The sequence below is a fragment of the Pseudomonas putida genome (genome assembly GCF_001941965.1).
Taxonomy (GTDB): domain Bacteria; phylum Pseudomonadota; class Gammaproteobacteria; order Pseudomonadales; family Pseudomonadaceae; genus Aquipseudomonas; species Aquipseudomonas putida_L.
The window spans coordinates 266201-288363 of record NZ_MKZO01000025.1 but is presented as its reverse complement, the minus strand read 5'-3'; the positions used below and the strand labels follow the sequence as shown (position 1 = coordinate 288363).

The 22163-nt window shown below is 63.0% G+C and carries 22 protein-coding genes and 1 tRNA gene; 4 read left to right on the top strand and 19 right to left on the bottom strand.

Features of this window, described 5'->3' with window-relative positions; genetic code table 11:
* Positions 1-22 precede the first annotated feature (22 nt).
* Both PSEMO_RS15725 and PSEMO_RS15720 read left to right on the top strand, forming a co-directional pair.
* Entirely contained in the window at positions 23-1219 is a 1197-nt protein-coding gene (locus PSEMO_RS15725) for an amino acid aminotransferase (protein ID WP_075803902.1), read from the top strand.
* A gap of 61 nt (positions 1220-1280) precedes the next feature.
* Positions 1281-1356: transfer RNA gene (locus PSEMO_RS15720), tRNA-Asn, on the top strand.
* A gap of 136 nt (positions 1357-1492) precedes the next feature.
* On the opposite strand, the gene PSEMO_RS15715 is transcribed toward PSEMO_RS15720, so the two are convergent.
* The 16 genes from PSEMO_RS15715 to PSEMO_RS15640 form a co-directional block, all read right to left on the bottom strand.
* Positions 1493-2053, bottom strand: coding sequence for a DUF1285 domain-containing protein (locus PSEMO_RS15715; protein WP_075803901.1), 561 nt, complete (start codon positions 2051-2053; stop codon positions 1493-1495).
* Between the two features lie 12 nt (positions 2054-2065).
* Positions 2066-2668, bottom strand: coding sequence for a DUF4823 domain-containing protein (locus tag PSEMO_RS15710; RefSeq protein ID WP_075803900.1), 603 nt, complete (start codon positions 2666-2668; stop codon positions 2066-2068).
* 77 nt (positions 2669-2745) lie between these two features.
* Positions 2746-3714 carry a GTP 3',8-cyclase MoaA gene (locus tag PSEMO_RS15705; RefSeq protein WP_075803899.1) on the bottom strand — a complete coding sequence of 323 codons (969 nt, stop codon included), beginning with the start codon at positions 3712-3714 and terminating at the stop codon, positions 2746-2748.
* 126 nt (positions 3715-3840) lie between these two features.
* A complete protein-coding gene (locus PSEMO_RS15700; RefSeq protein ID WP_075803898.1) occupies positions 3841-4479 on the bottom strand; it encodes a TetR/AcrR family transcriptional regulator in 639 nt (212 codons plus the stop codon).
* A gap of 333 nt (positions 4480-4812) precedes the next feature.
* On the bottom strand, positions 4813-5601 hold the full coding sequence (locus tag PSEMO_RS15695) for a TatD family hydrolase (RefSeq protein WP_075803897.1): 789 nt from the start codon (positions 5599-5601) through the stop codon (positions 4813-4815).
* A 36-nt stretch (positions 5602-5637) separates the two neighbouring features.
* Positions 5638-6624 carry a DNA polymerase III subunit delta' gene (locus PSEMO_RS15690; RefSeq protein ID WP_075803896.1) on the bottom strand — a complete coding sequence of 329 codons (987 nt, stop codon included), beginning with the start codon at positions 6622-6624 and terminating at the stop codon, positions 5638-5640.
* Positions 6617-7249, bottom strand: coding sequence for a dTMP kinase (gene tmk, locus PSEMO_RS15685; protein WP_075803895.1), 633 nt, complete (start codon positions 7247-7249; stop codon positions 6617-6619). The genes PSEMO_RS15690 and tmk overlap by 8 nt, the downstream gene beginning before the upstream one ends.
* A 19-nt stretch (positions 7250-7268) precedes the next feature.
* A complete protein-coding gene (gene mltG / locus PSEMO_RS15680) occupies positions 7269-8435 on the bottom strand; it encodes an endolytic transglycosylase MltG (protein WP_075803894.1) in 1167 nt (388 codons plus the stop codon).
* Between the two features lie 2 nt (positions 8436-8437).
* Positions 8438-9253 (bottom strand): aminodeoxychorismate lyase, encoded by an 816-nt coding sequence (pabC, locus tag PSEMO_RS15675; protein ID WP_075803893.1) that lies wholly within the window; start codon positions 9251-9253, stop codon positions 8438-8440.
* Positions 9253-10497: a beta-ketoacyl-ACP synthase II gene (gene fabF, locus PSEMO_RS15670; protein ID WP_075803892.1), complete on the bottom strand. Its 1245-nt coding sequence runs from the start codon at positions 10495-10497 to the stop codon at positions 9253-9255. Before fabF ends, pabC begins: the two co-directional genes overlap by 1 nt.
* A gap of 106 nt (positions 10498-10603) precedes the next feature.
* Entirely contained in the window at positions 10604-10840 is a 237-nt protein-coding gene (gene acpP / locus PSEMO_RS15665; RefSeq protein ID WP_075803891.1) for an acyl carrier protein, read from the bottom strand.
* 196 nt (positions 10841-11036) lie between these two features.
* The gene (fabG, locus tag PSEMO_RS15660) at positions 11037-11777 is read right to left on the bottom strand and encodes a 3-oxoacyl-ACP reductase FabG (protein WP_075803890.1); all 741 of its coding nucleotides are present in this window, start codon (positions 11775-11777) and stop codon (positions 11037-11039) included.
* A gap of 14 nt (positions 11778-11791) precedes the next feature.
* Positions 11792-12730: an ACP S-malonyltransferase gene (gene fabD, locus PSEMO_RS15655; protein WP_075803889.1), complete on the bottom strand. Its 939-nt coding sequence runs from the start codon at positions 12728-12730 to the stop codon at positions 11792-11794.
* A 127-nt stretch (positions 12731-12857) separates the two neighbouring features.
* The gene (gene plsX, locus PSEMO_RS15650; protein ID WP_075803888.1) at positions 12858-13868 is read right to left on the bottom strand and encodes a phosphate acyltransferase PlsX; all 1011 of its coding nucleotides are present in this window, start codon (positions 13866-13868) and stop codon (positions 12858-12860) included.
* Between the two features lie 3 nt (positions 13869-13871).
* Positions 13872-14054: a 50S ribosomal protein L32 gene (rpmF, locus tag PSEMO_RS15645; protein ID WP_009406838.1), complete on the bottom strand. Its 183-nt coding sequence runs from the start codon at positions 14052-14054 to the stop codon at positions 13872-13874.
* Positions 14055-14067: 13 nt separating this feature from the next.
* Positions 14068-14595: a YceD family protein gene (locus PSEMO_RS15640; protein WP_075803887.1), complete on the bottom strand. Its 528-nt coding sequence runs from the start codon at positions 14593-14595 to the stop codon at positions 14068-14070.
* Positions 14596-14691: 96 nt separating this feature from the next.
* Here PSEMO_RS15640 and PSEMO_RS15635 point away from each other — a divergent pair, with 96 nt between their 5' ends.
* Complete coding sequence (locus tag PSEMO_RS15635; RefSeq protein WP_075803886.1) at positions 14692-15270, top strand: Maf family protein; 579 nt, start codon at positions 14692-14694, stop codon at positions 15268-15270.
* Positions 15271-15451: 181 nt separating this feature from the next.
* On the opposite strand, the gene PSEMO_RS15630 is transcribed toward PSEMO_RS15635, so the two are convergent.
* The 3 genes from PSEMO_RS15630 to rluC are packed head-to-tail and all read right to left on the bottom strand — an operon-like array spanning position 15452 to position 18066.
* Positions 15452-16435 (bottom strand): S49 family peptidase, encoded by a 984-nt coding sequence (locus tag PSEMO_RS15630; protein ID WP_075803885.1) that lies wholly within the window; start codon positions 16433-16435, stop codon positions 15452-15454.
* A 7-nt stretch (positions 16436-16442) separates the two neighbouring features.
* Positions 16443-17120 carry an HAD-IA family hydrolase gene (locus tag PSEMO_RS15625; protein ID WP_075803884.1) on the bottom strand — a complete coding sequence of 226 codons (678 nt, stop codon included), beginning with the start codon at positions 17118-17120 and terminating at the stop codon, positions 16443-16445.
* The gene (gene rluC, locus PSEMO_RS15620; RefSeq protein WP_075803993.1) at positions 17110-18066 is read right to left on the bottom strand and encodes a 23S rRNA pseudouridine(955/2504/2580) synthase RluC; all 957 of its coding nucleotides are present in this window, start codon (positions 18064-18066) and stop codon (positions 17110-17112) included. The genes PSEMO_RS15625 and rluC overlap by 11 nt, the downstream gene beginning before the upstream one ends.
* Before the next feature lie 732 nt (positions 18067-18798).
* Here rluC and rne point away from each other — a divergent pair.
* Complete coding sequence (gene rne, locus PSEMO_RS15615) at positions 18799-21978, top strand: ribonuclease E (RefSeq protein WP_075803883.1); 3180 nt, start codon at positions 18799-18801, stop codon at positions 21976-21978.
* Positions 21979-22163: the final 185 nt, after the last annotated feature.

Sequence of the window (22163 nt, the reverse complement as noted above, 5' to 3'; positions counted from 1 at the left end):
TCCATTCAGAGCCAAGGTAATAATGAGCCTGTTTTCCGCTGTCGAGCTGGCACCACGCGATCCCATTCTGGGCCTCAACGAAGCATTCAACGCCGACACCCGTACCGAGAAAGTCAACCTCGGCGTAGGCGTTTACTGCAACGAAGAAGGACGCATCCCACTGCTGCGTGCGGTCATCGAAGCCGAAACCCAACGTGCCGCCCAGCACGCTTCCCGCGGCTACCTGCCGATCGACGGTATCGCCGCCTACGACCAGGCCGTGCAGAAACTGCTGTTCGGTGCCGAGTCGCCGCTGCTGGCCGAAGGCCGCGTGGTCACCGTGCAGGCCGTCGGTGGTACCGGCGCCCTGAAGATCGGTGCCGACTTCCTCAAGCAACTGTCGCCGAACGCCGTCGTCGCCATCAGCGACCCGAGCTGGGAAAACCACCGCGCGCTGTTCGAAACCGCCGGCTTCCCGGTGCAGAACTACCGCTACTACGACGCCCCGAGCAACGACGTCAACCGCGCCGGCATGCTGGAAGACCTGAACAACCTGCCATCGGGTTCGATCATCGTCCTCCACGCCTGCTGCCATAACCCGACCGGCGTCGACCTGAGCCTGCAGGACTGGAAAAACGTTCTGGAAGTGGTCAAGGCCAAGGGCCACGTGCCATTCCTCGACATGGCCTACCAGGGCTTTGGCGACGGCATCGCCGAAGACGCCTTCGCCGTGCGCCTGTTCGCCGAGTCGGGCCTGGAGTTCTTCGTTTCCAGCTCGTTCTCCAAATCGTTCTCGCTGTACGGCGAGCGCGTCGGCGCCCTGTCGATCGTCACCAGCGCCAAGGAAGAAAGCGCTCGTGTGCTGTCGCAGGTCAAGCGCGTGATCCGCACCACCTACTCCAACCCGCCAACCCACGGCGCCAGCATCGTCGCTGCCGTGCTGAACAGCGCCGAGCTGCGTCAGATGTGGGAAACCGAGCTGGGCGAAATGCGTGGCCGCATCCACGGCATGCGCAAGCAGATGGTCGAACTGCTGGCCGAATACGGTGCCAAGCGTGATTTCAGCTTCGTCGGCCGCCAGCGCGGCATGTTCTCCTACTCGGGCCTGAGCGTTGAGCAAGTGGCGCGGCTGAAGAACGAATACGGCATCTACGCCCTGGACACCGGCCGCATCTGCGTGGCCACCCTGAACCAGAGCAACATCCACGTAGTGACCAAAGCCATCGTCGACGTGCTGTAAGCGATATTTGCCAAGGGGAAGCTTGACTTCCCTTTGGTAATCAGTAAGATACGCCACAGATTCCGCGATAGCTCAGTCGGTAGAGCAAATGACTGTTAATCATTGGGTCCCTGGTTCGAGTCCAGGTCGCGGAGCCAAATACTGAAAACCTCCAGATGCGTAAGCACTGGAGGTTTTTTATTTCAGCCGCAAGCTGCAAGCTTCAAGCCGTAAGAAAAAGCAGTCAGCGGCGCAATCGCTTTTTCTTGCAGCTTGAGACTTACGGCTTGCAGCTCAAAGCCGCCCGATCGGATAGAACTCTCCGGAACTCCACACGCCGAGCCAGGCCTCGCCTTCGATCTCACGAGACACCGCCAGCTCCACCAGTTCGTAGAACACATTGCGATGGATCAGCGCTTCGAGATTGGCGCGCATATGCACGTAGGGCGATGGCTCCTGGGTCACGGGATCGATGACGAAACGCAGCGGATGCCCGGGACCGGCCTCGACCTGATCCTCGACATTGCTGGTAAAACGCAGCACCTGCGCCTCGCCACTGCCCTGCACGTCCACGCTGACCGCCACGAACGGCGCATCATCGACCTTGATCCCGACCTTCTCCACCGGCGTTACCAGGAAGTAATCGTCAGCGTCACGGCGAATGATGGTGGAGAACAGGCGCACCATGGGTTTGCGGCCGATCGGCGTACCCTGGTAGAACCAGGTGCCATCCCGGGCGATACGCATGTCGATATCGCCGCAGAAATCCGGATTCCACAGGTGCACGGGCGGCAAGCCTTTTTCCGCCTTGGGGATTTGCGCCAGCAGGTCACCGGCCTTGCCCGTGTCAGCCATGTTCGATACTCCTCAGTTGCTCAAGCCCAACAAGGCACGAGCGTAGTCTTCCAGGGGAGGACCAATCAAATCTTCCGGCTTGTTGTCGTGGAACGTCAGCAAACCGCCACGGGTGTGGATACGCGCGGTGTCTATCAGGTAGCGGGTGCTGGTTTCGATCAGCATCATCTGAATGGTGCCGGTATCGATGCCGAGGCGATCCACGGCCTGTTCGTCATACCACTCGTCGCCGTTGCCGATGCGGTTGTCCGCCCGGGCGAAACGGGTGTAGAGCAGGTAGTGGGCGCCGACGGAGCGAGCTTCAGCCAGCGCATCCTCCAGGCCAATCGGCCCTTGCGCGCGACGCACCAGCGGGAAGTATTCGACGAAGCCCTTGAAGGCCTCCTCCGCCACCACGTTGGGACGCGGATACGCCCGGCCCGGCGGCACGAACACCCCCTGGGCAATGAAAATGAACGAGTCGGGTTGCAGGCGCAGCGACATCGAGCGCTGGGTGTTGGCGTGATCCAGGAAGCCGGCATCACTCATGTGATAACGGGTGGCCTCACCCATGTCGCTGACAGTCATGCAGCCGCCCAGCGTGATGAACGCCAGCAGCAGAACCAGGCTACGCATCTTTCCTCCAGAGGCCGGCGACGGAAAACCGGCGAACAGCCCGCTGATGCAGGTTCTGTTCCAGATTGATTGGAGGATTAGCCGCCGATGATCTTCATCACAGTCGCGCCGCCAGAGAAGGCCACGCTCTGCTTGTCGCCGATGGCCTTGACCAGCAGGCCCTGCAAGGCCGGGAGGGCCAGGTGGCGAGGACGATCGAGAAGGTCGCCGATGTAGTGGCGGTTGCTTGACGACAGGCAGCCGTGCAACCAGCCGGTGGAGGACAGGCGCAGGCGGGAACAGGTCCGGCAGAACGGCACGCTTTCGTTGGCGATCACCCCGAAGCAGCCCTGCCCCGGGATGCGGTAGCGCAAGGCGGTGGCGTCGATCGGCGCTTCGGCCTGGGCATACTCATAGCGCTCGCCGATCACCTGCAGCAAGGTTTCCAGACCGACGAACTGCTGCAGGAAGGCATTGTTGTCCCGGGCCAGATGGCCCATGCGCATCAGTTCGATGAAGCGCAACTCGTAGCCGTGCTCCAGGCAGTACTCCAGCAGCGGCAGGACCTGGTCAAGATTCTGCCCGCGCAGCGGCACCATGTTGACCTTGATGTTCATGCCCGCCGCCGACGCCTGGGCCATGCCGTCGAGCACCGTCGCCAGATCGCCACCGCGGGCAATGGCACGGAAGGCCTGGGGATCGAGGGTATCGAGGGACACGTTGAGACGGCGGATGCCAACATCCACCAGCAGCGGCAGCTTGCGCGCAAGCAACTGGCCATTGGTGGTCAGGCTGATGTCGTCGAGGCCGAAGCCGGCCACGGTGGTCAGGAAGGTTTCCAGCTTGGGACTGACCAGCGGCTCGCCCCCCGTCACCCGCAAACGCTCGATGCCGGCCGCCTCGATCAACCAGGCCACGCCACGGGCCATAGCCTCGGCGGAGAGTTCGTCCTGGGCGGCGACCAGGCGCTTGCCGTCGGGCACGCAGTAGGTGCACGCGTAGTTGCAGGCGGCGGTAAGGCTGACACGCAGATTGCGAAAACGCCTGCCTTGACGGTCGACGATCATGGATTACTCCGGCATGGGTGAATCGGGCCTGCAAAACCTGACTCAAAAATCAGGTTTTTGCAAGCCTACCCTCCAAGTATATTCCTGTGCCGTCGCATCCAATAGCGGACGTGTCGCCAGCGGATATCAGCTGGCGGACGGCTCCGGGTCACGCTTGCGCTTGTTGCCCATGCGCACGCCGATGTCCATCAGGAACTGGAAGAAGCCTTCCTGGTCTTCCAGGACGTTGCTCCAGAACGGCGAGTGATACAGCGCCACCGCGCCATGCACCAGCGCCCAGGCGGCGCAGTAGTGGAAGTACGGCGGTACGTCCTCGAGCTTGCCTTCGCTGATGCGGCCCTTGATCAGCAGGGTCAGGCGGTCGAAGTTGGAGGCGCGGATCTTGTGCAGTTCCTCGACCATCTCCGGCACCTGATGGCCCTTGACCACTTTCTCTTCCAGGCGATCGAACAGGCGGTAACGCTGTGGATCGCGCATGCGGAATTCGAAGTAGGCGCGCGACAGGGCTTCCTTGTCACGGTCGACATCGGCGGAGTGCAGCAACTGGTTCAAATCGCGCTCGTAGTCGAGCATCAGGCGCAGGTAGATCTCCGCCTTGGACTTGAAGTGCTTGTAGATCGTGCCTTTGCCGATACCCACAGCATCAGCGATCATCTCGACGGTGACGCTGTCTTCACCCTGTTCGAGAAACAGCTTGAGGGCGGTATCGAGAATCTCTTGCTCACGGCGACGAAATTCACGGACCTTGCGAGGTTCTTTCTGCATAAGAAGGACTGATCAAAATCGAAGCCAGGTATTATGCCTAACTTGCGGGAAAATGCACGGATCATCCAAGCATGTCCCCGCGTTCGAGAACCTTTGCCAGGAGCGATGCGCTCTCAGCAGCGCCGGGCGTATTCCAAATCTGTTTAAAAAACGAGCAATGTTCGCTGGAAGCCCATCAATCCTGATTAATACTTGAATTGTTGGCGGGGCATATCCCCCCAAGTGTCCTGCCGATAAAGGTGAACAAGGAGCGCTCGCCTTTGTTTTACTCCTAATGGTCTTAACCCGGATTCCTCCCCCAGAACCCGGGTTTTTTTTGCCCGTTCGCCGGCCTCAGGCCTGCCGCACTCGCGCCAGCGGGAACAACCGGCGGAAATTCTCGGTGGTCTGCTCGGCCAGTTGCTCGTAGCGCTCACCGCGTACAAGGGCGATGAACTCGGCGACATCACGCACGTATTCCGGCAGGTTCGGCTTGCCGCGATGGGGAATCGGCGCCAGATAAGGGGAATCGGTCTCCACCAGCAGGCGATCGGCCGGCACCTGGCGGGCCACGTCGCGCAGGGCGTCAGCATTGCGGAAGGTGACGATGCCGGACAGGGAGATGTAGTAGCCGAGGTCCAGGGCGGCCTTGGCCATGTCCCAGCCCTCGGTGAAGCAGTGCAGCACGCCGGCCTGGGGCAAGGCGGCCTCGCGCAGCAGGGTCAGGGTGTCGGCCCGGGCGGCGCGGGTGTGGATAACCACCGGTTTGCCGGTGATGCGCGCGGCATCCAGGTGCAGGCGGAACGAGGCCTGCTGCAGCTCGGCCGCTTCCGGCTCGTAGTGATAGTCCAGGCCGGTCTCGCCGATCGCCACCACGTTCGGGTGGTTCAGCTCCTGCAGCAGCCAGTCCAGCGCCGGCGCTTCGCCGGGCGCCAGGTCCAGCGGATGGATGCCCACCGAGCAATCGACATCGGCGTACTGCTCGGCCAGGGCCTTGACCTGGGCGGCGTTGTCGGCGCTGACCCCGATACACAGGAAATGCCCGACGCCACGGGCCCGCGCTGCCGCAAGCGCGGCATCCAGGGAGCCATCGTGGGCAGCGAGATCAAGACGGTCGAGGTGGCAATGGGAATCTACGAGCATGGCGAAATCACGGTCTGAAAAGGGAAATTGAAGAACTCAGCGCTGGCCCGGCAACATCGCCCAGGAAGCCAGCAAGGCTTCGAGCAGCAGCACGCGGTTGAGGTTGGCCTTGCCGAGGACCTTCTGGCGCTGCTCGAGAATCCAGTCCTGGATCTCCAGCACCCTGCCCTGCGGGCTTTTCTGCGCGAGGTATTGCACCACCTTGCGCATATCGGGCAGGCCCAGGCCTTCCTCGTCCTGGGTCAACTGGTAGCGCAGGACCAGGTTCGACCAGTCGCAGAACCAGTCGAACAGGTGCAGCAATGACACATCCTTCCAGGCTTCAGCGAGTTGGGTCGGCGATTGCTGCTGCTTGAGCAGCTTCTTCACCCCATCGACCACCTGGGCACGGTGCTCGCGCACGCCCTGGGCCTGCAGGCTGACCGCCATCAGCGGCGAACCGGCGGCCAGGCTCAGCAGCTCGACACGCTCCTGCTCCTCGCACTCCGGCAGCGCTGCGGCCAGCCAGGCGAGGCTCTCGGCCTCCTTCGGCTGCGGACAGGCAATTTGCTGGCAACGGCTCTTGATGGTCGGCAGCAGGCGGCTCGGCTGGTGACTGACCAGCAGCAGCACGGTGTCGCCAGAAGGCTCTTCGAGGCTCTTGAGCAAGGCGTTGGCGGCGTTGACGTTCATCGCCTCGACGGGCTCGATCAACACCACCTTGCGTCCGCCAAGCTGGGCGGTCTGGGTGACGAAGCCGACCAGGTCACGGACCTGGTCGACCTTGATCGGCTTGTCCGCTTCTTCCGGCTCCAGCATGTAGTTGTCCGGGTGACTGCCGGCCGCCAGGAGCATGCACGATTTGCACTGGCCACAGGCCTTGAGCTCCGCGGGGCGCTGGCACAGCAGCAGCGCCATCAGGTTCTCGGCCATGGCCCGCTTGCCGATGCCCTGCGGGCCGTGCAGCAGGTAGGCGTGGGCATGCCGGGCGCGCCCGGCCAGTTGCTGCCAGAGCGCCGCCTGCCACGGGTAGGCCTCAGCCACGGCAACGCTCCACGATCTGCCCGACCAGGCCATCCAGCGATTGCTGCACGGCGGCCAGCGGCTGGGCCGCGTCGATCAGGCGATAGCGTTGCGGATCGGCCTTGGCGCGCTCCAGATACGCCTGGCGCACAGCCTCGAAGAAGGCCTGGCCTTCCTGCTCGAAGCGATCCAGGCGGCCACGGGCCGCGGCACGGGACAGGCCGACTTCCACCGGCAGGTCGAACAGCAGGGTCAGGTCGGGTTGCAGGCCGCCCTGGACGAAGCGCTCCAGGGTGGCGATGCGCTCGACGCTGAGGCCGCGACCACCACCTTGATAGGCGTAGGTGGCATCTGTGAAGCGATCACAAAGGACCACCGCCCCACGGGCCAGGGCCGGACGAATCACTTGCGCCAGATGCTGGGCGCGGGCCGCGAAGACCAGCAGCAGCTCGGTGTCGGCATCCATCTTTTCATCACTGGGTGCCAGCAGCAGCTCGCGGATCCGCTCGGCCAGCGGCGTGCCGCCCGGCTCGCGGGTCAGCAGCACGTCCAGGCCCTGGTCGCGCAGATGCCCGGCCAGGTAGTCGCGGTTGGTGCTTTTGCCGGCGCCTTCCGGGCCTTCCAGGGTAATAAACAAACCGCTCACTCAGCGTCCTCGAAAATGGTCATTGCTTGGGGGCATCGCCGCTGTCCGGCGCTTCGGCAGGTGCTTCGGCCGGGCCGATGGCCGGCGGCACGGCAGGCGCTTCCTGCTGCACGGGGACATCCGGCAGGCTCTTGCCATTGCCATTGCCGTTCTGCGGGGCCGGGCTGGAACGATAGTCGGCGCGGCGCTTCAACTGGTACTCGCGGACCGCCGAGTTGTGCGCGTCGAGATCGTCGGAGAAGACATGGCTGCCATCGCCACGGGCGACGAAGTACAGGCTGCTGCCGGGCACGGGGTTGAGCGCGGCATGGATCGCCTCACGACCGACCATGGCGATCGGCGTCGGCGGCAGGCCGCTGATCACATAGGTGTTGTAGGGCGTCGGCTCGCGCAGGTCGGCACGGGTGATCTTGCCGTTGTAGCGTTCGCCCATGCCGTAGATGACGGTGGGATCGGTCTGCAGTTGCATACCGATCTGCATGCGCCGCACGAAGACCCCGGCGATCTGCCCACGCTCCTGGGGTACGCCGGTTTCCTTCTCTACCAGCGAAGCCATGATCAGCGCCTGGTAAGGGTCACGATACGGCAGCTCGGCGGGGCGATCGGCCCACTCTTTCGCCAGCACCTCTTCAAGGCGCGCATAGGCTTGCTGCAACAGCTCGACGTCGCTCATACCACGCACGAACTTGTAGGTATCGGGGAAGAAGCGACCTTCAGGGAAGACGGTAGGGTGACCGAGCTCGTCCATCACCTCGGCATCGCTCATGCCGTCGAGGGTGTGCTTGATCTTTTCATGCTTGGCCAGCGCCGCGCGGACCTGACGGAAATTCCAGCCCTCGACCAGAGTCAGGTTGTACCGGACCACGTCGCCACGTCGCCAGGCGTCGAACAGGTCACGCACGGTCATGCCGGGGGTCATGCGGTATTCGCCGGTATGCAGGGCGGTGCCGGCCATGTTGAAGCGCCAGTAAAGGCGCAGCCAGAAGGCGTCCTTGATCAGACCCTGACCTTCCATGCGATAGAACATGCGGTTGGGATTGGTGCCGGTGGGGACATCCAGCAGTTCCACGCCACCCAGATGCAGCGACTGGTCAACCGAGGCACTGACTTTCCAGGCGGAATACCCAAGCACCAGGCCACCGAGGATCAGCACGACCTCCAGCAGCAGCAACAATTTACGTCTCAAAATCAGGCATCCAGTAGCGTACGGGCAATGGCCTGCAGTTTACGGGTGAGAGGCCCCGGCGACCAGTTCAGCGACGCAAATGAACGCACCGGCCAGACACCGTAGACACTGTTGCAGAGAAACAATTCATCAGCCTGCTCCAGGTCGTCGAGGCTCAGGTCGCGGACCTCGGCGACGATGCCTTCGCGGGCCGCAGCGTCCAGCAGCGCGGCACGCATGACGCCAGCCACGCCGCAGCGACTCAGGTCGGCAGTGAGCAGGCGCCCGCCACGCACCAGGAACAGGTTGCTGTAGACCCCTTCGATGACCCGGCCGGACATATCCAGCATCAATCCTTCAGCGTATTCAGTGCCCTGCCACTCGGCACGGGCCAGTACCTGCTCCAGGCGATTGAGGTGCTTGAGGCCGGCCAGGAGTGGCTGTTCGGCCAGGCGGGTACGGCAGGGGAAAAGGCTGACGCCCTGCTCGGCATTTTCAGCGGGATACACAGGTGCCGGATTACCCTGGAGGATTCGCCGCGGCATGGCGTCGGCGGCGGCGGCGTAGCCACGCTGGCTGTCGCCACGGGTCAGGATCAGCTTGAGCACGCCGTCGCCGAGCAAGGCGGCGTACCGACAGGACTCGTCGCGGATCAGCTGGAAATCGGCCTCGATGGCCAGGCGCCGGCAACCGGACGCCAGGCGATCAAGGTGGTAGTCAAGCAGCGAGGGCTTCCCCGCCTTGACGGCGATGGTCTCGAACAGACCATCGCCATAGGCCAGGCCGCGGCTTTGCAGCGCCAGGGTATCGGCGCTCTGCCCATCGACCCAGGCCTGCATCAGCCGGCGAACCGACGGAACACCAGCGAACCGTTGGTACCGCCAAAACCGAACGAGTTGGACAGCACCACGTCGATCGACATGTTGCGCGCTTCGTGCGGTACGAAGTTGAGGTCGCAACCGACATCCGGCTCGTCGAGGTTGATAGTTGGCGGCGCTACCTGGCTGTTGATCGCCAGAACGCTGAAGATCGCCTCTACCGCGCCCGCCGCACCCAGCAGGTGACCGGTCATGGACTTGGTGGAACTGACCGCCAGGTTGTAGGCGTGCTCGCCGAACACCGACTTGATCGCTGCCACTTCGGCCAGGTCGCCCGCAGGGGTCGAGGTGCCGTGGGCGTTGATGTAGTTGACCTGGCCCGGATCGATCTGCGCATCACGCAGGGCGTTGGCCATGCAGCGTGCAGCGCCGGCGCCATCTTCCGGTGGCGAGGTCATGTGGTAGGCGTCACCGCTCATGCCAAAGCCGACCAGCTCGGCGTGAATGGTCGCACCACGGGCCTTGGCGTGCTCCAGCTCTTCCAGGACCAGGGCACCGGAACCGTCGGACAGGACGAAACCGTCGCGACCCTTGTCCCATGGACGGCTGGCACGGGTCGGGTCGTCGTTGCGGGTCGAAAGCGCCCGCGAGGCACCGAAGCCGCCCATGCCCAGTCCGCAGGCGGCCATTTCGGCACCGCCGGCAATCATCACGTCGGCTTCGCCGAAGGCGATGTTGCGTGCCGCCATGCCGATACAGTGGGTACCGGTGGTGCAGGCCGTGGCGATGGCATAGTTAGGCCCCTGTACACCCAGGTGGATGGACAGGAAGCCGGAAATCATGTTGATGATCGAACCCGGCACGAAGAACGGCGAAATGCGCCGCGGGCCTTGATCATGCAGGGTACGGCTGGTTTCTTCGATATTGGTCAGGCCGCCGATACCCGAGCCCATGGCCACGCCAATGCGCTCACGGTTGGCATCGGTGACTTCCAGGCCGGCATTGCGCACTGCCTGGAAACCGGCCGCCAGGCCGTACTGGATGAACAGGTCGAGTTTGCGAGCTTCCTTGAGCGACAGGTACTGCTCGACATCGAAGCCCTTCACCGAACCACCGAAGCGGGTGGAATAGGCTGAAAGGTCAGTATGCTCGATCAGACCAATGCCACTGCGGCCAGCCAGAATGCCCTGCCAGGTGCTCGGTACATCGGTACCCAGTGGCGACAGCATGCCCATACCGGTGACCACGACGCGTCTACGCGACACAGCGCTCTCCTTTTTCTATATGTCTACATCTCTTGCAAAGAAAAAACCGCACGCCGGCAAAGGCAGTGCGGTTTTTCCCTGACAAGAAGCGACGACTACAAAAGTCTTAAGCCTGGTGGCTGTTGACGTAGTCGATAGCAGCTTGAACAGTAGTGATCTTCTCGGCTTCTTCGTCAGGAATCTCGGTTTCGAATTCCTCTTCCAGAGCCATCACCAGCTCAACGGTATCAAGGGAATCGGCACCCAGATCGTCAACGAAGGAAGACTCTGGCTTCACTTCTTCTTCCTTGACGCCCAGTTGCTCGGCAACGATTTTCTTGACGCGTTCTTCGATGGTGCTCATACCTTGTTTTCACTCCTAATGGACATATGTCAGGCAGCTGGCCGGTGTGTAAGTTTATAGAAAGGCGCCTGCTTTTCAAGCTCAACGCGCCCCTCCCCCATCACACCCACCGACTCCCCTGGAATTTGGTTGCAGCTTTATAACGGATTTTAGTCAGCTCGTATGACATTTTTTTAAAACAATCCGTCACATTTAACTACATGTACATCCCGCCGTTGACCGGAATGGTGGCGCCGGTCACGTAAGCCGCACCGTCGGAAGCCAGGAATGCGACCACCTTGGCGATCTCATCGGCCTGACCCAGACGACCCAGCGGAATTTGCGTCTGCAGCGCTTCGCGCTGTGCTTCAGGCAGCTCGCGGGTCATATCGGTGTCGATAAAGCCCGGAGTGACCGAGTTCACGGTGATGGAGCGGGAACCGACTTCACGCGCCAGCGCACGGCTGAAGCCTTCCAGGCCAGCCTTGGCAGCAGCGTAGTTGGCCTGGCCGGCGTTGCCCATGGCACCCACAACCGAACCGATGCTGATGATACGACCCCAACGAGCCTTGGTCATGCCGCGCAGGACGCCCTTGGACAGACGGTAGAGGCTGTTCAGGTTGGTGTCGATGACATCGAACCACTCGTCGTCTTTCATGCGCATCATCAGGTTGTCACGGGTGATGCCGGCGTTGTTGACCAGGATCGCCGGCGCGCCGAACTGCTCCTGGATCGTCGCCAGGACAGCCGCCACGGACTCTTCGCTGGTAACGTTGAGTTCCAGGCCGGTGCCGGTGATGCCGTGTTCCTTGAGGGTCTCGGCGATACGCTCGGCGCCGGACGCGGAGGTAGCGGTACCGATCACGGTAGCGCCCAGGCGACCCAGCTCCAGGGCGATGGCCTGGCCGATGCCACGGCTTGCGCCAGTGACCAGTGCAACTTTACCTTGCAGACTCATGCAAGCTCTCCTAATCAGGCCAGCGCCGCACGGGCGGCGGCGAAGGCATCCGGGGTATTGAGGTTGTAGGTGGTCACGGCGTCGGCGCAACGCTTGTTGAGGCCGGCCAGCACTTTACCAGGACCGCACTCGACCAGTTGCACCGCACCCTGGGCAGCCAGGGTCTGCACGCACTCGACCCAGCGGACCGGCTTGTACAACTGCTCCAGCAGGTCGCGCTTGAGGACTTCCAGATCAGCCGGCACGGCCGCGCTGACGTTCTGCACCACGGGAATGGCCGGGGCCTTCCACTCGATGGCGTTGACCGACTCGGCAAAGCGCTCGGCCGCCGGACGCATCAGCTCGCAGTGCGACGGCACGCTGACCGGCAGCGGCAGGGCGCGCTTGGCGCCGCGGGCCTTGCAGCCTTCCATCGCACGCTCGACCGCCGCCTTGGCACCGGCGATGACCACCTGGCCTGGCGAGTTGAAGTTAACCGCGCTGACCACATCGCCCTGGGCCGCTTCGGCACAGATGGCCACGACATCGGCGTCGTCCAGGCCGAGGATCGCCGCCATGGCGCCCTGCCCGGCCGGCACGGCTTCCTGCATCAGCTGGCCACGGCGCTCGACCAGCTTGACTGCATCGGCCAGGGTCAGGCTGCCAGCGGCGACCAATGCACTGTATTCACCCAGGCTGTGACCGGAGACATACGCCGGACGCGCGCCGCCTTCGGCTTCCCACACACGCCACAGGGCGATCGATGCGGTCAGGATGGCCGGCTGGGTTTTGTCGGTTTGATTGAGTTGCTCTTCCGGGCCGTCCTGGATCAGCGCCCAGAGATCGTAGCCCAGTGCCTCGGAGGCCTCACGGAAGGTATCGATGACCAGCGGATACTGGGCACCCAGCTCGGCGAGCATGCCGAGGGACTGCGAACCTTGACCGGGAAAGACGAATGCGAGGGATGCAGACATTGAACAAGCCCCTAGTGATCTTGTCGTCGAAAATGAGTGTCCAGCCGAAGCTGGACACAAGAAAACCGAAAGTTGGATGGTAACGAGAACCAAGCGGTCACATTTAACCACTTCCTGGCGATTATGCCTAAAGCAACAGATCCTCGAGGCGGCCGTGCAGGCGTTCGGGCAGGTTTTCCTGGATTTCGATCAGGGCCCGCTGGATCGCGCTCTGGAAGCCCTGCACACCGGCGGAGCCATGGCTTTTGATGACGATGCCCTGCAGGCCGAGGAAACTTGCGCCATTATGTCGCGCCGGCGCCAGGTCGGCCTTGAGGCGCTTGAGCAGCGGCATGGCCATCGCTCCGACCAGGCGCGAGGCCACGCCACCGCGGAACAGCGCCTCGATGCGCGCACCGATCATGGTCGCCAGGCCTTCGCTGGACTTGAGCAGGATATTGCCGACGAAACCGTCGCACACCACCACATCCGCCTCGCCGCGATACAGGCCGTCACCTTCGATGAAACCGATGTAGTTCAGGCCACGGGCCTGCTGCAGGAGGCTGGCCGCCAGCTTGACCTGCTGGTTGCCCTTGATGTCCTCGGTGCCGACATTCAGCAGCGCCACCCGCGGCCGGGAAACCCCCAGGGCCTGGGCCGCCACCGAGCCCATCACGGCGAACTGGTACAGGTGCTCGGCACTGCAATCGACGTTGGCGCCAAGGTCGAGCAGCTGGCAGTAGCCGGTCTGGGTCGGGATTGCCGCCACCATCGCCGGGCGATCGATGCCGGGCAGGGTTTTCAGCACATAGCGTGACAACGCCATCAAGGCACCGGTATTGCCGGCGCTGACGCAGGCCTGGACCTTGCCATCACGCAATAATTCGAGGGCGACGCGCATCGACGAATCGGGTTTGCCACGCAACGCCTGGGAAGGCCGCTCGTCCATGCCGATCACCTCGCTCGCCCCGACGATTTGCAGGCGCGCGCGATCCGCAGCCGACTGGCCAGCGATCAGATCTTCAAGGAGGGAGGGTTGACCGACGAGGGTCAGGTGCAGCGAGGGAGTAGCCGAGAGACAAGCAAGGCTTGCCTGGACAATGCTGCGGGGACCGAAGTCCCCGCCCATTGCGTCGATCGCAATGATCTGAGCGGACAAGGATTACTCGTCAGCGCCCTTGTCGATCACTTTACGGCCACGGTATACGCCTTCTGGCGAAACGTGGTGACGCAGGTGAACTTCACCGGTGGTTTTCTCTACGGACAGGGCGTTGGCTTCGAGGGCATCGTGCGAACGGCGCATGTCACGGGCAGAGCGGGATTTTTTGTTCTGCTGAACAGCCATAATTGATTAACTCCTAAACGTTTGGGTCACGCTTTAACTGCGCCAATACACTGAACGGGTTGGACCGCTTTACCTCGTCCTCGCTCGGTTCGGGCTCATCGGCGCCCGCCGGCTGCTGGCATTCTTCCGGATGATGAGCAGGCACGATGGGCAAGGCGAGCAACAGCTCTTCCTCGACCAGCGCCCGCAGATCCAAAGGATCCTCGCCCAGTTCCAGCACGTCATAACCTTTCGGCAACGACTGGGTATTCGCACCCTCCTTCACCACGGCGTAAGTACATTCGCTGTGGATCGGCAGGGTGACCAGCTCAAGACAACGCTGGCAAACCATCTTGACCGAAACATTCAGGTCGGTGTGGAAAACCACCGAACCTTGCTCGTCTCGCTCAAAATCGAATTTGGCCTGCACCGTACCGACAGTGTCGGAAAGCGGGTCGCAGAGTCTCTCCAAATCGGCGAGCGGTACGCTTCCTTCGATGGAAACGCCACGATCGGCCAATTTGCGCGGGTCAACGTGAGGTGGAATCGGGTCATTCAACATAGGCGCAGCATTCTAGGGATGCCCCCTGCCTCTGTCAAAGGAAATTCCGTCCCGGCCCAACATGTTAGAATCGGCGAACCTGCACTGGAGTACTTCATGCTACCGCTGATACTGGCTTCCAGCTCACCTTACCGGCGCGAATTGCTGGCGCGCCTGCACCTGCCCTTCGATTGCGCCTCGCCGGATATCGACGAACGGCGCCTCGAAGACGAACCCGCCGTCGACCTGGTGGAGCGCCTGGCCCGGGAAAAAGCCCTCGCCCTCGCCGACCGCCACCCTGCCCACCTGATCATCGGCTCCGACCAGGTGGCAGTGCTCGGTGAACAGATTCTCGGCAAACCGCACACCTTCGACAAGGCCTGCGAGCAGTTGCTGGCGGCGAGCGGCAATCATGTCACCTTCCTCACCGGCGTCGCCCTGCTCAACAGCGCAACCGGTGAATGCCAGGTGGATTGCGTGCCGTTCAGCGTGCATATGCGCGAACTCGACCTGGCGCGCATCGAGCGCTACCTGCGGATCGAGCAGCCCTATGATTGTGCCGGCAGCTTCAAGTGCGAAGGGCTGGGTGTGAGCCTGTTCCAGAGCACCCATGGCTGTGATGCGACCAGCCTGATCGGGCTGCCGCTGATTCGCCTGGTGGACATGCTTATAAAGGAAGGCGTGAGCGTGCCCTGAACCTCGACCACACCTCAACCCCTGTGGGAGCTGGCTTGCCAGCGATAGGGCCAGACCTGACAGCATCATTGCTCAAGCCGGCCTCATCGCTGGCAAGCCAGCTCCCACAGGGGTTTGTGCCTGGCCGGACGCCCAGTAAAAAGCCGACCCTTGAGGTCGGCTTTTTACTAGCAGCGCAGCATCAGCGCAGACTCGGCCCCTGGAAGCCCATCCACATCGCCAGATGCTCGGCAACGCTCGCCCCCAAACGCTTGGAGAAGCGATCGAACGGTGACTCCTCGATGGTGAAGTCCACCAGGTCCTTTTCCCCGACTACTTCACGCGCCACATACCCAGCGCTGCCCAGGGCATCCACCAGGCCCAGGCCCACGGCCTGCTCGCCAGACCAGATCAACCCGCTGAACAGCTCGGGATGCTCCTTGTCCTTCAGGCGTTCGCCACGCCCTTGCTTGACGCTGGCGATGAACTGCTTGTGGGTCGTATCCAGCACGCTCTGCCAGAATGCGGTTTCCTCCGGCTTCTGCGGCTGGAACGGATCGAGGAAGGCCTTGTGCTCGCCGGAGGTGTAGGTGCGACGCTCGACACCGAGCTTTTCCATGGCCCCGACGAAGCCATAGCCGGCCGCAGTCACCCCGATGGAGCCGACCAGACTGGCCTTGTCGGCGTAGATCTGGTCCGCCGCACTGGCGATGTAGTACGCGCCGGAAGCACCGAGATCGGTGATCACCGCATACAGCTTGATATCCGGATACTCGCCACGCAGACGACGGATCTCGTCATACACATAGCCAGCCTGTACCGGACTGCCGCCCGGGCTGTTGATGCGCAGCACCACGGCCCTGGTCTTCGGATCCTTGAACGCCGCACGCAGGCTGCCGATGATGTTGTCGGCGCTGGCCTCTTCCTTGTCGGCGATCACCCCGCGCACCTCGATCAGCGCGGTATGCCCATTGCCGCCGACCGCGTTCTTTTCCATCTTCGCCAACGGCGAGAACAGGAACAGCAGACCGAACAGATAGCAGAAGGTCAGCAGCTTGAAAAAGATCCCCCAGCGCCGCGCGCGACGCTGCTCCTGGACACTGGCCAGCAGGGTCTTTTCCAGCAATTTCCAGCTTTTCTGCTCTTCGCCGTCCTCGTCACGAGGCGCTTTCCACTCGTCAGCCATGCTTTACCTACCCTGGAAATACTGGTGCTGCCGCCCGGGCGAGCCAGGCCGGCAACTGTGAGAAGTGTTCGATAGACAACTGCGGCTGGTGAACGCTCAACGTCTCCAGCGACATCGCACCATAACCCACCGCTACCGAGTGCATGCCGGCGTTCTGCGCCATCAGCAGGTCGAACGACGAGTCGCCAACCATCAACGCCCGCGAGGCCGGCACCTGGCAGTGCGCGAGAATTTCCTCGAGCATCAGCGGGTGCGGCTTGCCGCGGGTTTCGTCGGCGGCGCGGGTGATATCGAAGAAGTTTTCCCAGCCATTGGCCTTGAGCACACGATCCAGCCCGCGCCGGGCCTTGCCGGTGGCCACCGCCAGGTGGTAGCCCTCGGCGCGGAAGCCATCCAGCGCCTCGACCACGCCAGGGAACAGCGGCGAAGGACGATCGTCCAGGGCCATGTAGATATCGGCGTAGTGCTGACGGAAAGCCATGACCTCGGCTTCGACCAGGTGCGGATACAAGGTGCTGATCGCCTCGGGCAGGGCCAGGCCGATGATGCCCTTGACCGCCTCGTCGCTGCACAGCGCATAGCCGGCACGCTCGGACGAGGCATGCATCGCCTCGACGATGCGGCCAATGGAATCGGCGAGGGTGCCGTCCCAGTCGAAGATCAGCAGGTCGTAATCACGTTGCACTCAGGCGCTCCACGGTCTGGGCCCACATTTCGTCCACCGGGGCCTCGAGTTTCAGCTCGCCGCCATCCGGCAGCGGCACGGTCAGGGCATAGGCATGCAGGAACAGGCGCTTGCCGCCCAGGTCACGGATCTCGCGAGTGAAGTCTTCATCGCCGTACTTGCTGTCGCCGGCAATGCAATGGCCGGCATGCAGGGCGTGAACACGAATCTGGTGGGTACGACCAGTGATCGGGCGGGCCTCGACCATGGTGGCGAAATCGCCGAAGCGGCGCAGCACGCGGAAGACGGTCAACGCCTCCTTGCCTTCGTCATTGACCTCGACCATGCGCTCGCCGGAACGCAGGTTGCTCTTGAGCAACGGTGCATTGACCTGCTTCTTGCTGGTCGCCCAATGGCCACGGACCAGCGCCATGTAGCGCTTGTCCACGCCATCACCGCGCAGCATGGTGTGCAGGTGGCGCAGCATGCTGCGCTTCTTGGCGATCATCAGCAGGCCGGAGGTGTCGCGGTCGAGGCGATGCACCAGTTCCAGTTCCTTGGCATCCGGACGCAACTGGCGAAACGCCTCGATCACGCCGAAGCTCAGGCCGCTGCCGCCATGCACGGCGATGCCGGCCGGCTTGTTGAGCACGATCAGCGCCTTGTCTTCGTAGACGATGGCCGCCTCCAGGCGCTGCAACAGGCCCTGGGCCACCGGCACCGGCTCGTCGCGCTCGGGCAGACGAACGGGCGGGACCCGCACGATGTCACCGGCCTGGATCTTGTATTCGGGCTTGATGCGGCCTTTGTTCACCCGCACCTCGCCTTTACGCAAGATGCGGTAAATCAAGGTCTTGGGAACGCCCTTGAGGACATTGACAAGGAAGTTGTCGATACGCTGGCCGGCAAGTTCCGGCGGGACTTCGATCAGCTGGACGCTGGAAGCCGGGGGGGTAGAGGTCGTCATTTGGCGGATCATAACAATTTTTTATGGAATTGAAGCACTTAATCATTGCTGCTATAGTCGCGAACGCCGCCAAAAGCGGCTGGCCAGCGGACCAATGGCTTCAAGCCGGCCCTGACCTACGCAATTCTCGAGGACGCGAGGCCGTCCGACGGGGCTTTCGCCAGTTTACAGAAATGCCTGGAATCGCCACCAGCGCCGATGAGAGAAGACCGATAAAAAACAACAAGAGCGGCTTTTTGACCCTCCCTTCCCGTTTTTTTTCGATGCCACTCTTCTCAGTGCCAACGCTTTCACGCAGTCATGGCGGATGCTTCGGAAATACCTGCCTTAGCCATAAACTGCGCGGGCTCCCGTACGGAGCCGGCGATAAATGCAACCCGTTGCGGATTCAGCGCGCGGCAGCACCCGATTATCAGGGATACGTGTAGGGTGGAGATGCACAACCGTCGGACCGTGTAGTACCGCGTCCAGGCTGCAACGCCGGACCTGGTCTCGAAACAGGATGCCTCCGGGCGTCCACGGACGAAGGCTGATTCCTCCTCCTGACTGACGTGCATATGACACAACAGCAAGCAGGACGCGTCGTCGCGGCTTCGGCAGCACTGGTCAACAGTCAACCGCAAGTCGCTGGACACGGGATGGCCCGCCACCCCTGACGCACCCTGACACCGACCGTGAGAAGTCGTGTGTGCCGAACGCCGTTTCCGGCAGCCCGGAAACCGACGGTATTACATGAAAAGAATGCTGATTAACGCGACTCAACCCGAAGAGTTGCGTGTTGCTCTGGTAGATGGCCAGCGCCTCTACGACCTGGACATCGAGTCCGGTGCACGCGAGCAGAAGAAGGCCAACATCTACAAGGGCCGGATCACCCGCATCGAACCCAGCCTCGAAGCCGCTTTCGTCGACTTCGGCTCCGAACGCCATGGCTTCCTGCCACTAAAGGAAATCTCCCGCGAATACTTCAAGAAGAACCCGGAAGGTCGGGTCAACATCAAGGAAGTACTGAGCGAAGGCCAGGAAGTCATCGTCCAGGTCGAGAAAGAAGAGCGTGGCAACAAGGGCGCCGCCCTGACCACCTTCATCAGCCTCGCCGGCCGTTACCTGGTGCTGATGCCGAACAACCCGCGTGCCGGCGGTATCTCCCGTCGCATCGAAGGCGAAGAACGCAATGAACTGCGCGAGGCCCTGAACGGCCTGGTCGCCCCGGCCGACATGGGCCTGATCGTGCGCACTGCCGGCCTCGGCCGCAGCAGCGAAGAAATGCAGTGGGACCTCGACTACCTGCTGCAACTCTGGACCGCGATCAAGGAAGCCTCCCAGGACCGCGCCGCACCTTTCCTGATCTACCAGGAAAGCAACGTCATCATCCGCGCCATCCGCGACTACCTGCGCCAGGACATCGGCGAAGTGCTGATCGACAGCATCGACGCCCAGGAAGAAGCCCTGACCTTCATCCGCCAGGTGATGCCGCAGTACGCCAGCAAGATCAAGCTGTACGAAGACAGCGTCCCGCTGTTCAACCGCTTCCAGATCGAGAGCCAGATCGAAACCGCCTTCCAGCGCGTGGTCGACCTGCCGTCCGGCGGCTCGATCGTGATCGACCCGACCGAAGCCCTGGTCTCCATCGACATCAACTCGGCGCGCGCCACCAAGGGTAGCGACATCGAGGAAACCGCCCTGCAGACCAACCTGGAGGCGGCCGAGGAAATCGCCCGCCAACTGCGTCTGCGCGATATCGGCGGCCTGATCGTCATCGACTTCATCGACATGACTCCGGCCAAGAACCAGCGCGCCGTGGAAGAAAAAGTCCGCGAATGCCTGGAAGCCGACCGCGCCCGCGTCCAGGTCGGCCGCATCTCGCGCTTCGGCCTGCTGGAAATGTCCCGTCAGCGCCTGCGTCCGTCCCTGGGTGAAAGCAGCGGCATCGTCTGCCCGCGCTGCAGCGGCACCGGCATCATCCGTGACGTCGAGTCCCTGTCCCTGGCGATCCTGCGCCTGATCGAAGAAGAAGCCCTGAAGGACCGCACCGCCGAGGTCCGCGCCCAGGTGCCGATCCCGGTCGCTGCATTCCTGCTCAACGAGAAGCGCAACTCGATCACCAAGATCGAACTGCGTACCCGCGCACGCATCATCATCCTGCCGAACGATCACCTCGAGACGCCGCACTTCGAAGTCCAGCGCCTGCGCGATGACAACCCGGAAGCCCTGAGCGCCCAGTCCAGCTACGAGATCGCTGCTGCCGAAGTCGAGGAAGCGCCGCAAGCCGCCGCGACCCGCACCCTGGTTCGCCAGGAAGCCGCCGTGAAGACCGCCCCGGCCCGTGGCAACGCCCCGGTGGCCGCCGAGCAACCTGAAGCCGCCGCGCCTGTCGCACCTGTGCACAGCGCACCGGAACCAAGCCTGTTCAAGGGCCTGGTCAAGTCGCTGGTCAGCCTGTTCGCCGGCAGCAAGGAAGAGCCTGCCGCTCCGGCTGCAGCCGCCGAGAAGCCAGCCGCTGCCGAGCGTCCGCAGCGCAACGAAGAGCGCCGCAACGGTCGCCAGCAGAGCCGCAACCGCAACGGCCGTCGCGATGAAGATCGCAAGCCGCGCGAAGAGCGTGCACCGCGTGAAGAGCGCCAGCCGCGTGAAGAACGCGCCCCACGTGAAGAGCGTCAGCCTCGCGAAGAGCGCGCACCACGTGAAGAGCGTCAACAACGTGCTCCGCGCGAAGAGCGTCGCCCTCGTGAGGACCGCCCGGTCCGCGAACTGCGCGAGCCACTGGATGCCGCTCCGGCTGCACCGGTCGTGCGTGAAGAGCGTCCTGAGCGTGCCCCGCGTGAAGAACGCGCGCCTCGCGAAGAACGTGCGCCGCGTGAAGAGCGTCAACCACGTGAAGAGCGTGCACCGCGTGAAGAGCGTCAGCCTCGCGAAGAGCGTGCTCCACGTGAAGAGCGTCAACCGCGTGAAGAACGCGCCCCTCGTGAAGAGCGTCAACCGCGCCCACCGCGCGAAGAGCGCCAGCCACGCCCTGCCGAGCAGGCTGCCGAAGCTGTCGAGGAGCAACTGCCGAACGAAGAACTGCTGCAGGATGACAACCAGGAAGGCGCCGAAGGCGAACGTCCGCGTCGTCGCTCCCGTGGCCAGCGTCGTCGCAGCAACCGTCGTGAGCGTCAGCGTGATGCCAATGGCGAGCTGATCGAAGGTAGCGAAGAGGCCGGCGAAGAAGGCCAGGAAGCTAGCGGTGCCGAACTGGCTGCCGGCCTGGCCGTCACTGCTGCTGTCGCCACCAGCGCCATCAGCGCCAACGCCGAAGCCGAGGCCCACGCCCAGGCCGAACGCGCTACCGCCACCGTCGAGGAAAGCGCGCCACAGGTCGAACCTGCGCCTGTGCAATCCCAGGCTGCCGAGATCGCCGAAGTCGCCGAAGCCGTGAAACCGGCCGAGGAAGTGGCTGAAGTGAACATCGCGCCAGTGGTCGAGCAACCGGCTGCCGTAGTCGAAGCGGTCGAACCGAGCGTCGAGCCGGTGGTCGAAGTCGTTCCACAGCCTGTCGAGCAGCCTGTCGAAGCGCCTGCCGCCGTGGTCGAAGCCGCGCCTGAGCCGGTGGTTGTCGAAGAGCAGCCGCAAGCCCAGGAGCCGGTGGTCGAGGTTCAGCCAGTGGTTGAAGCGCCAACGCCAGTCGTTGTCGAAGAAACCCCGGCAGTGATCGTCGAAGCGCCAGCCGCCGAGCCTGCTCCGGTTGAAGCACCTGCCGCGGTCCCATCGAACGGCCGTGCGCCGAACGATCCGCGTGAAGTCCGCCGTCGCAAGCGTGAAGCCGAAGCAGCCGCTGCTGCCGCGGCCGCCGCAGCGGCCGAGGCTGAAGCGCAGGTCACCGAGGAAGCACCGAAAGCCCTGGAAACCACCGAAGAGCAGAAACCGCACTTCTGATTTCCAAAGGCTGAAAAAAAGCCCCGCCAGTGAAGACTGGCGGGGCTTTTTATTACCTGGTCCGAAAGAACAACGGAGGACCCTGTGGGAGCTGGCTTGCCAGCGATTGCCATGGTGAATTCACTACCGCAATCGCTGCGGTTCGGCGCCCCGACAAGCCAGCTCCCACAGGTTCTGCGCAGGCC

What these genes read in the sequence shown, in the direction of transcription:
- PSEMO_RS15725 (WP_075803902.1), top strand. Translation starts at nt 23, where the DNA reads ATGAGCCTGTTTTCCGCTGTCGAGCTGGCACCACGCGATCCCATTCTG.
- PSEMO_RS15715 (WP_075803901.1), bottom strand. Translation starts at nt 2,053, where the DNA reads ATGGCTGACACGGGCAAGGCCGGTGACCTGCTGGCGCAAATCCCCAAG.
- PSEMO_RS15710 (WP_075803900.1), bottom strand. Translation starts at nt 2,668, where the DNA reads ATGCGTAGCCTGGTTCTGCTGCTGGCGTTCATCACGCTGGGCGGCTGC.
- PSEMO_RS15705 (WP_075803899.1), bottom strand. Translation starts at nt 3,714, where the DNA reads ATGATCGTCGACCGTCAAGGCAGGCGTTTTCGCAATCTGCGTGTCAGC.
- PSEMO_RS15700 (WP_075803898.1), bottom strand. Translation starts at nt 4,479, where the DNA reads ATGCAGAAAGAACCTCGCAAGGTCCGTGAATTTCGTCGCCGTGAGCAA.
- PSEMO_RS15695 (WP_075803897.1), bottom strand. Translation starts at nt 5,601, where the DNA reads ATGCTCGTAGATTCCCATTGCCACCTCGACCGTCTTGATCTCGCTGCC.
- pabC (WP_075803893.1), bottom strand. Translation starts at nt 9,253, where the DNA reads ATGCAGGCCTGGGTCGATGGGCAGAGCGCCGATACCCTGGCGCTGCAA.
- acpP (WP_075803891.1), bottom strand. Translation starts at nt 10,840, where the DNA reads ATGAGCACCATCGAAGAACGCGTCAAGAAAATCGTTGCCGAGCAACTG.
- fabG (WP_075803890.1), bottom strand. Translation starts at nt 11,777, where the DNA reads ATGAGTCTGCAAGGTAAAGTTGCACTGGTCACTGGCGCAAGCCGTGGC.
- fabD (WP_075803889.1), bottom strand. Translation starts at nt 12,730, where the DNA reads ATGTCTGCATCCCTCGCATTCGTCTTTCCCGGTCAAGGTTCGCAGTCC.
- rpmF (WP_009406838.1), bottom strand. Translation starts at nt 14,054, where the DNA reads ATGGCTGTTCAGCAGAACAAAAAATCCCGCTCTGCCCGTGACATGCGC.
- PSEMO_RS15640 (WP_075803887.1), bottom strand. Translation starts at nt 14,595, where the DNA reads ATGTTGAATGACCCGATTCCACCTCACGTTGACCCGCGCAAATTGGCC.
- PSEMO_RS15635 (WP_075803886.1), top strand. Translation starts at nt 14,692, where the DNA reads ATGCTACCGCTGATACTGGCTTCCAGCTCACCTTACCGGCGCGAATTG.
- PSEMO_RS15630 (WP_075803885.1), bottom strand. Translation starts at nt 16,435, where the DNA reads ATGGCTGACGAGTGGAAAGCGCCTCGTGACGAGGACGGCGAAGAGCAG.
- rluC (WP_075803993.1), bottom strand. Translation starts at nt 18,066, where the DNA reads ATGACGACCTCTACCCCCCCGGCTTCCAGCGTCCAGCTGATCGAAGTC.
- rne (WP_075803883.1), top strand. Translation starts at nt 18,799, where the DNA reads ATGAAAAGAATGCTGATTAACGCGACTCAACCCGAAGAGTTGCGTGTT.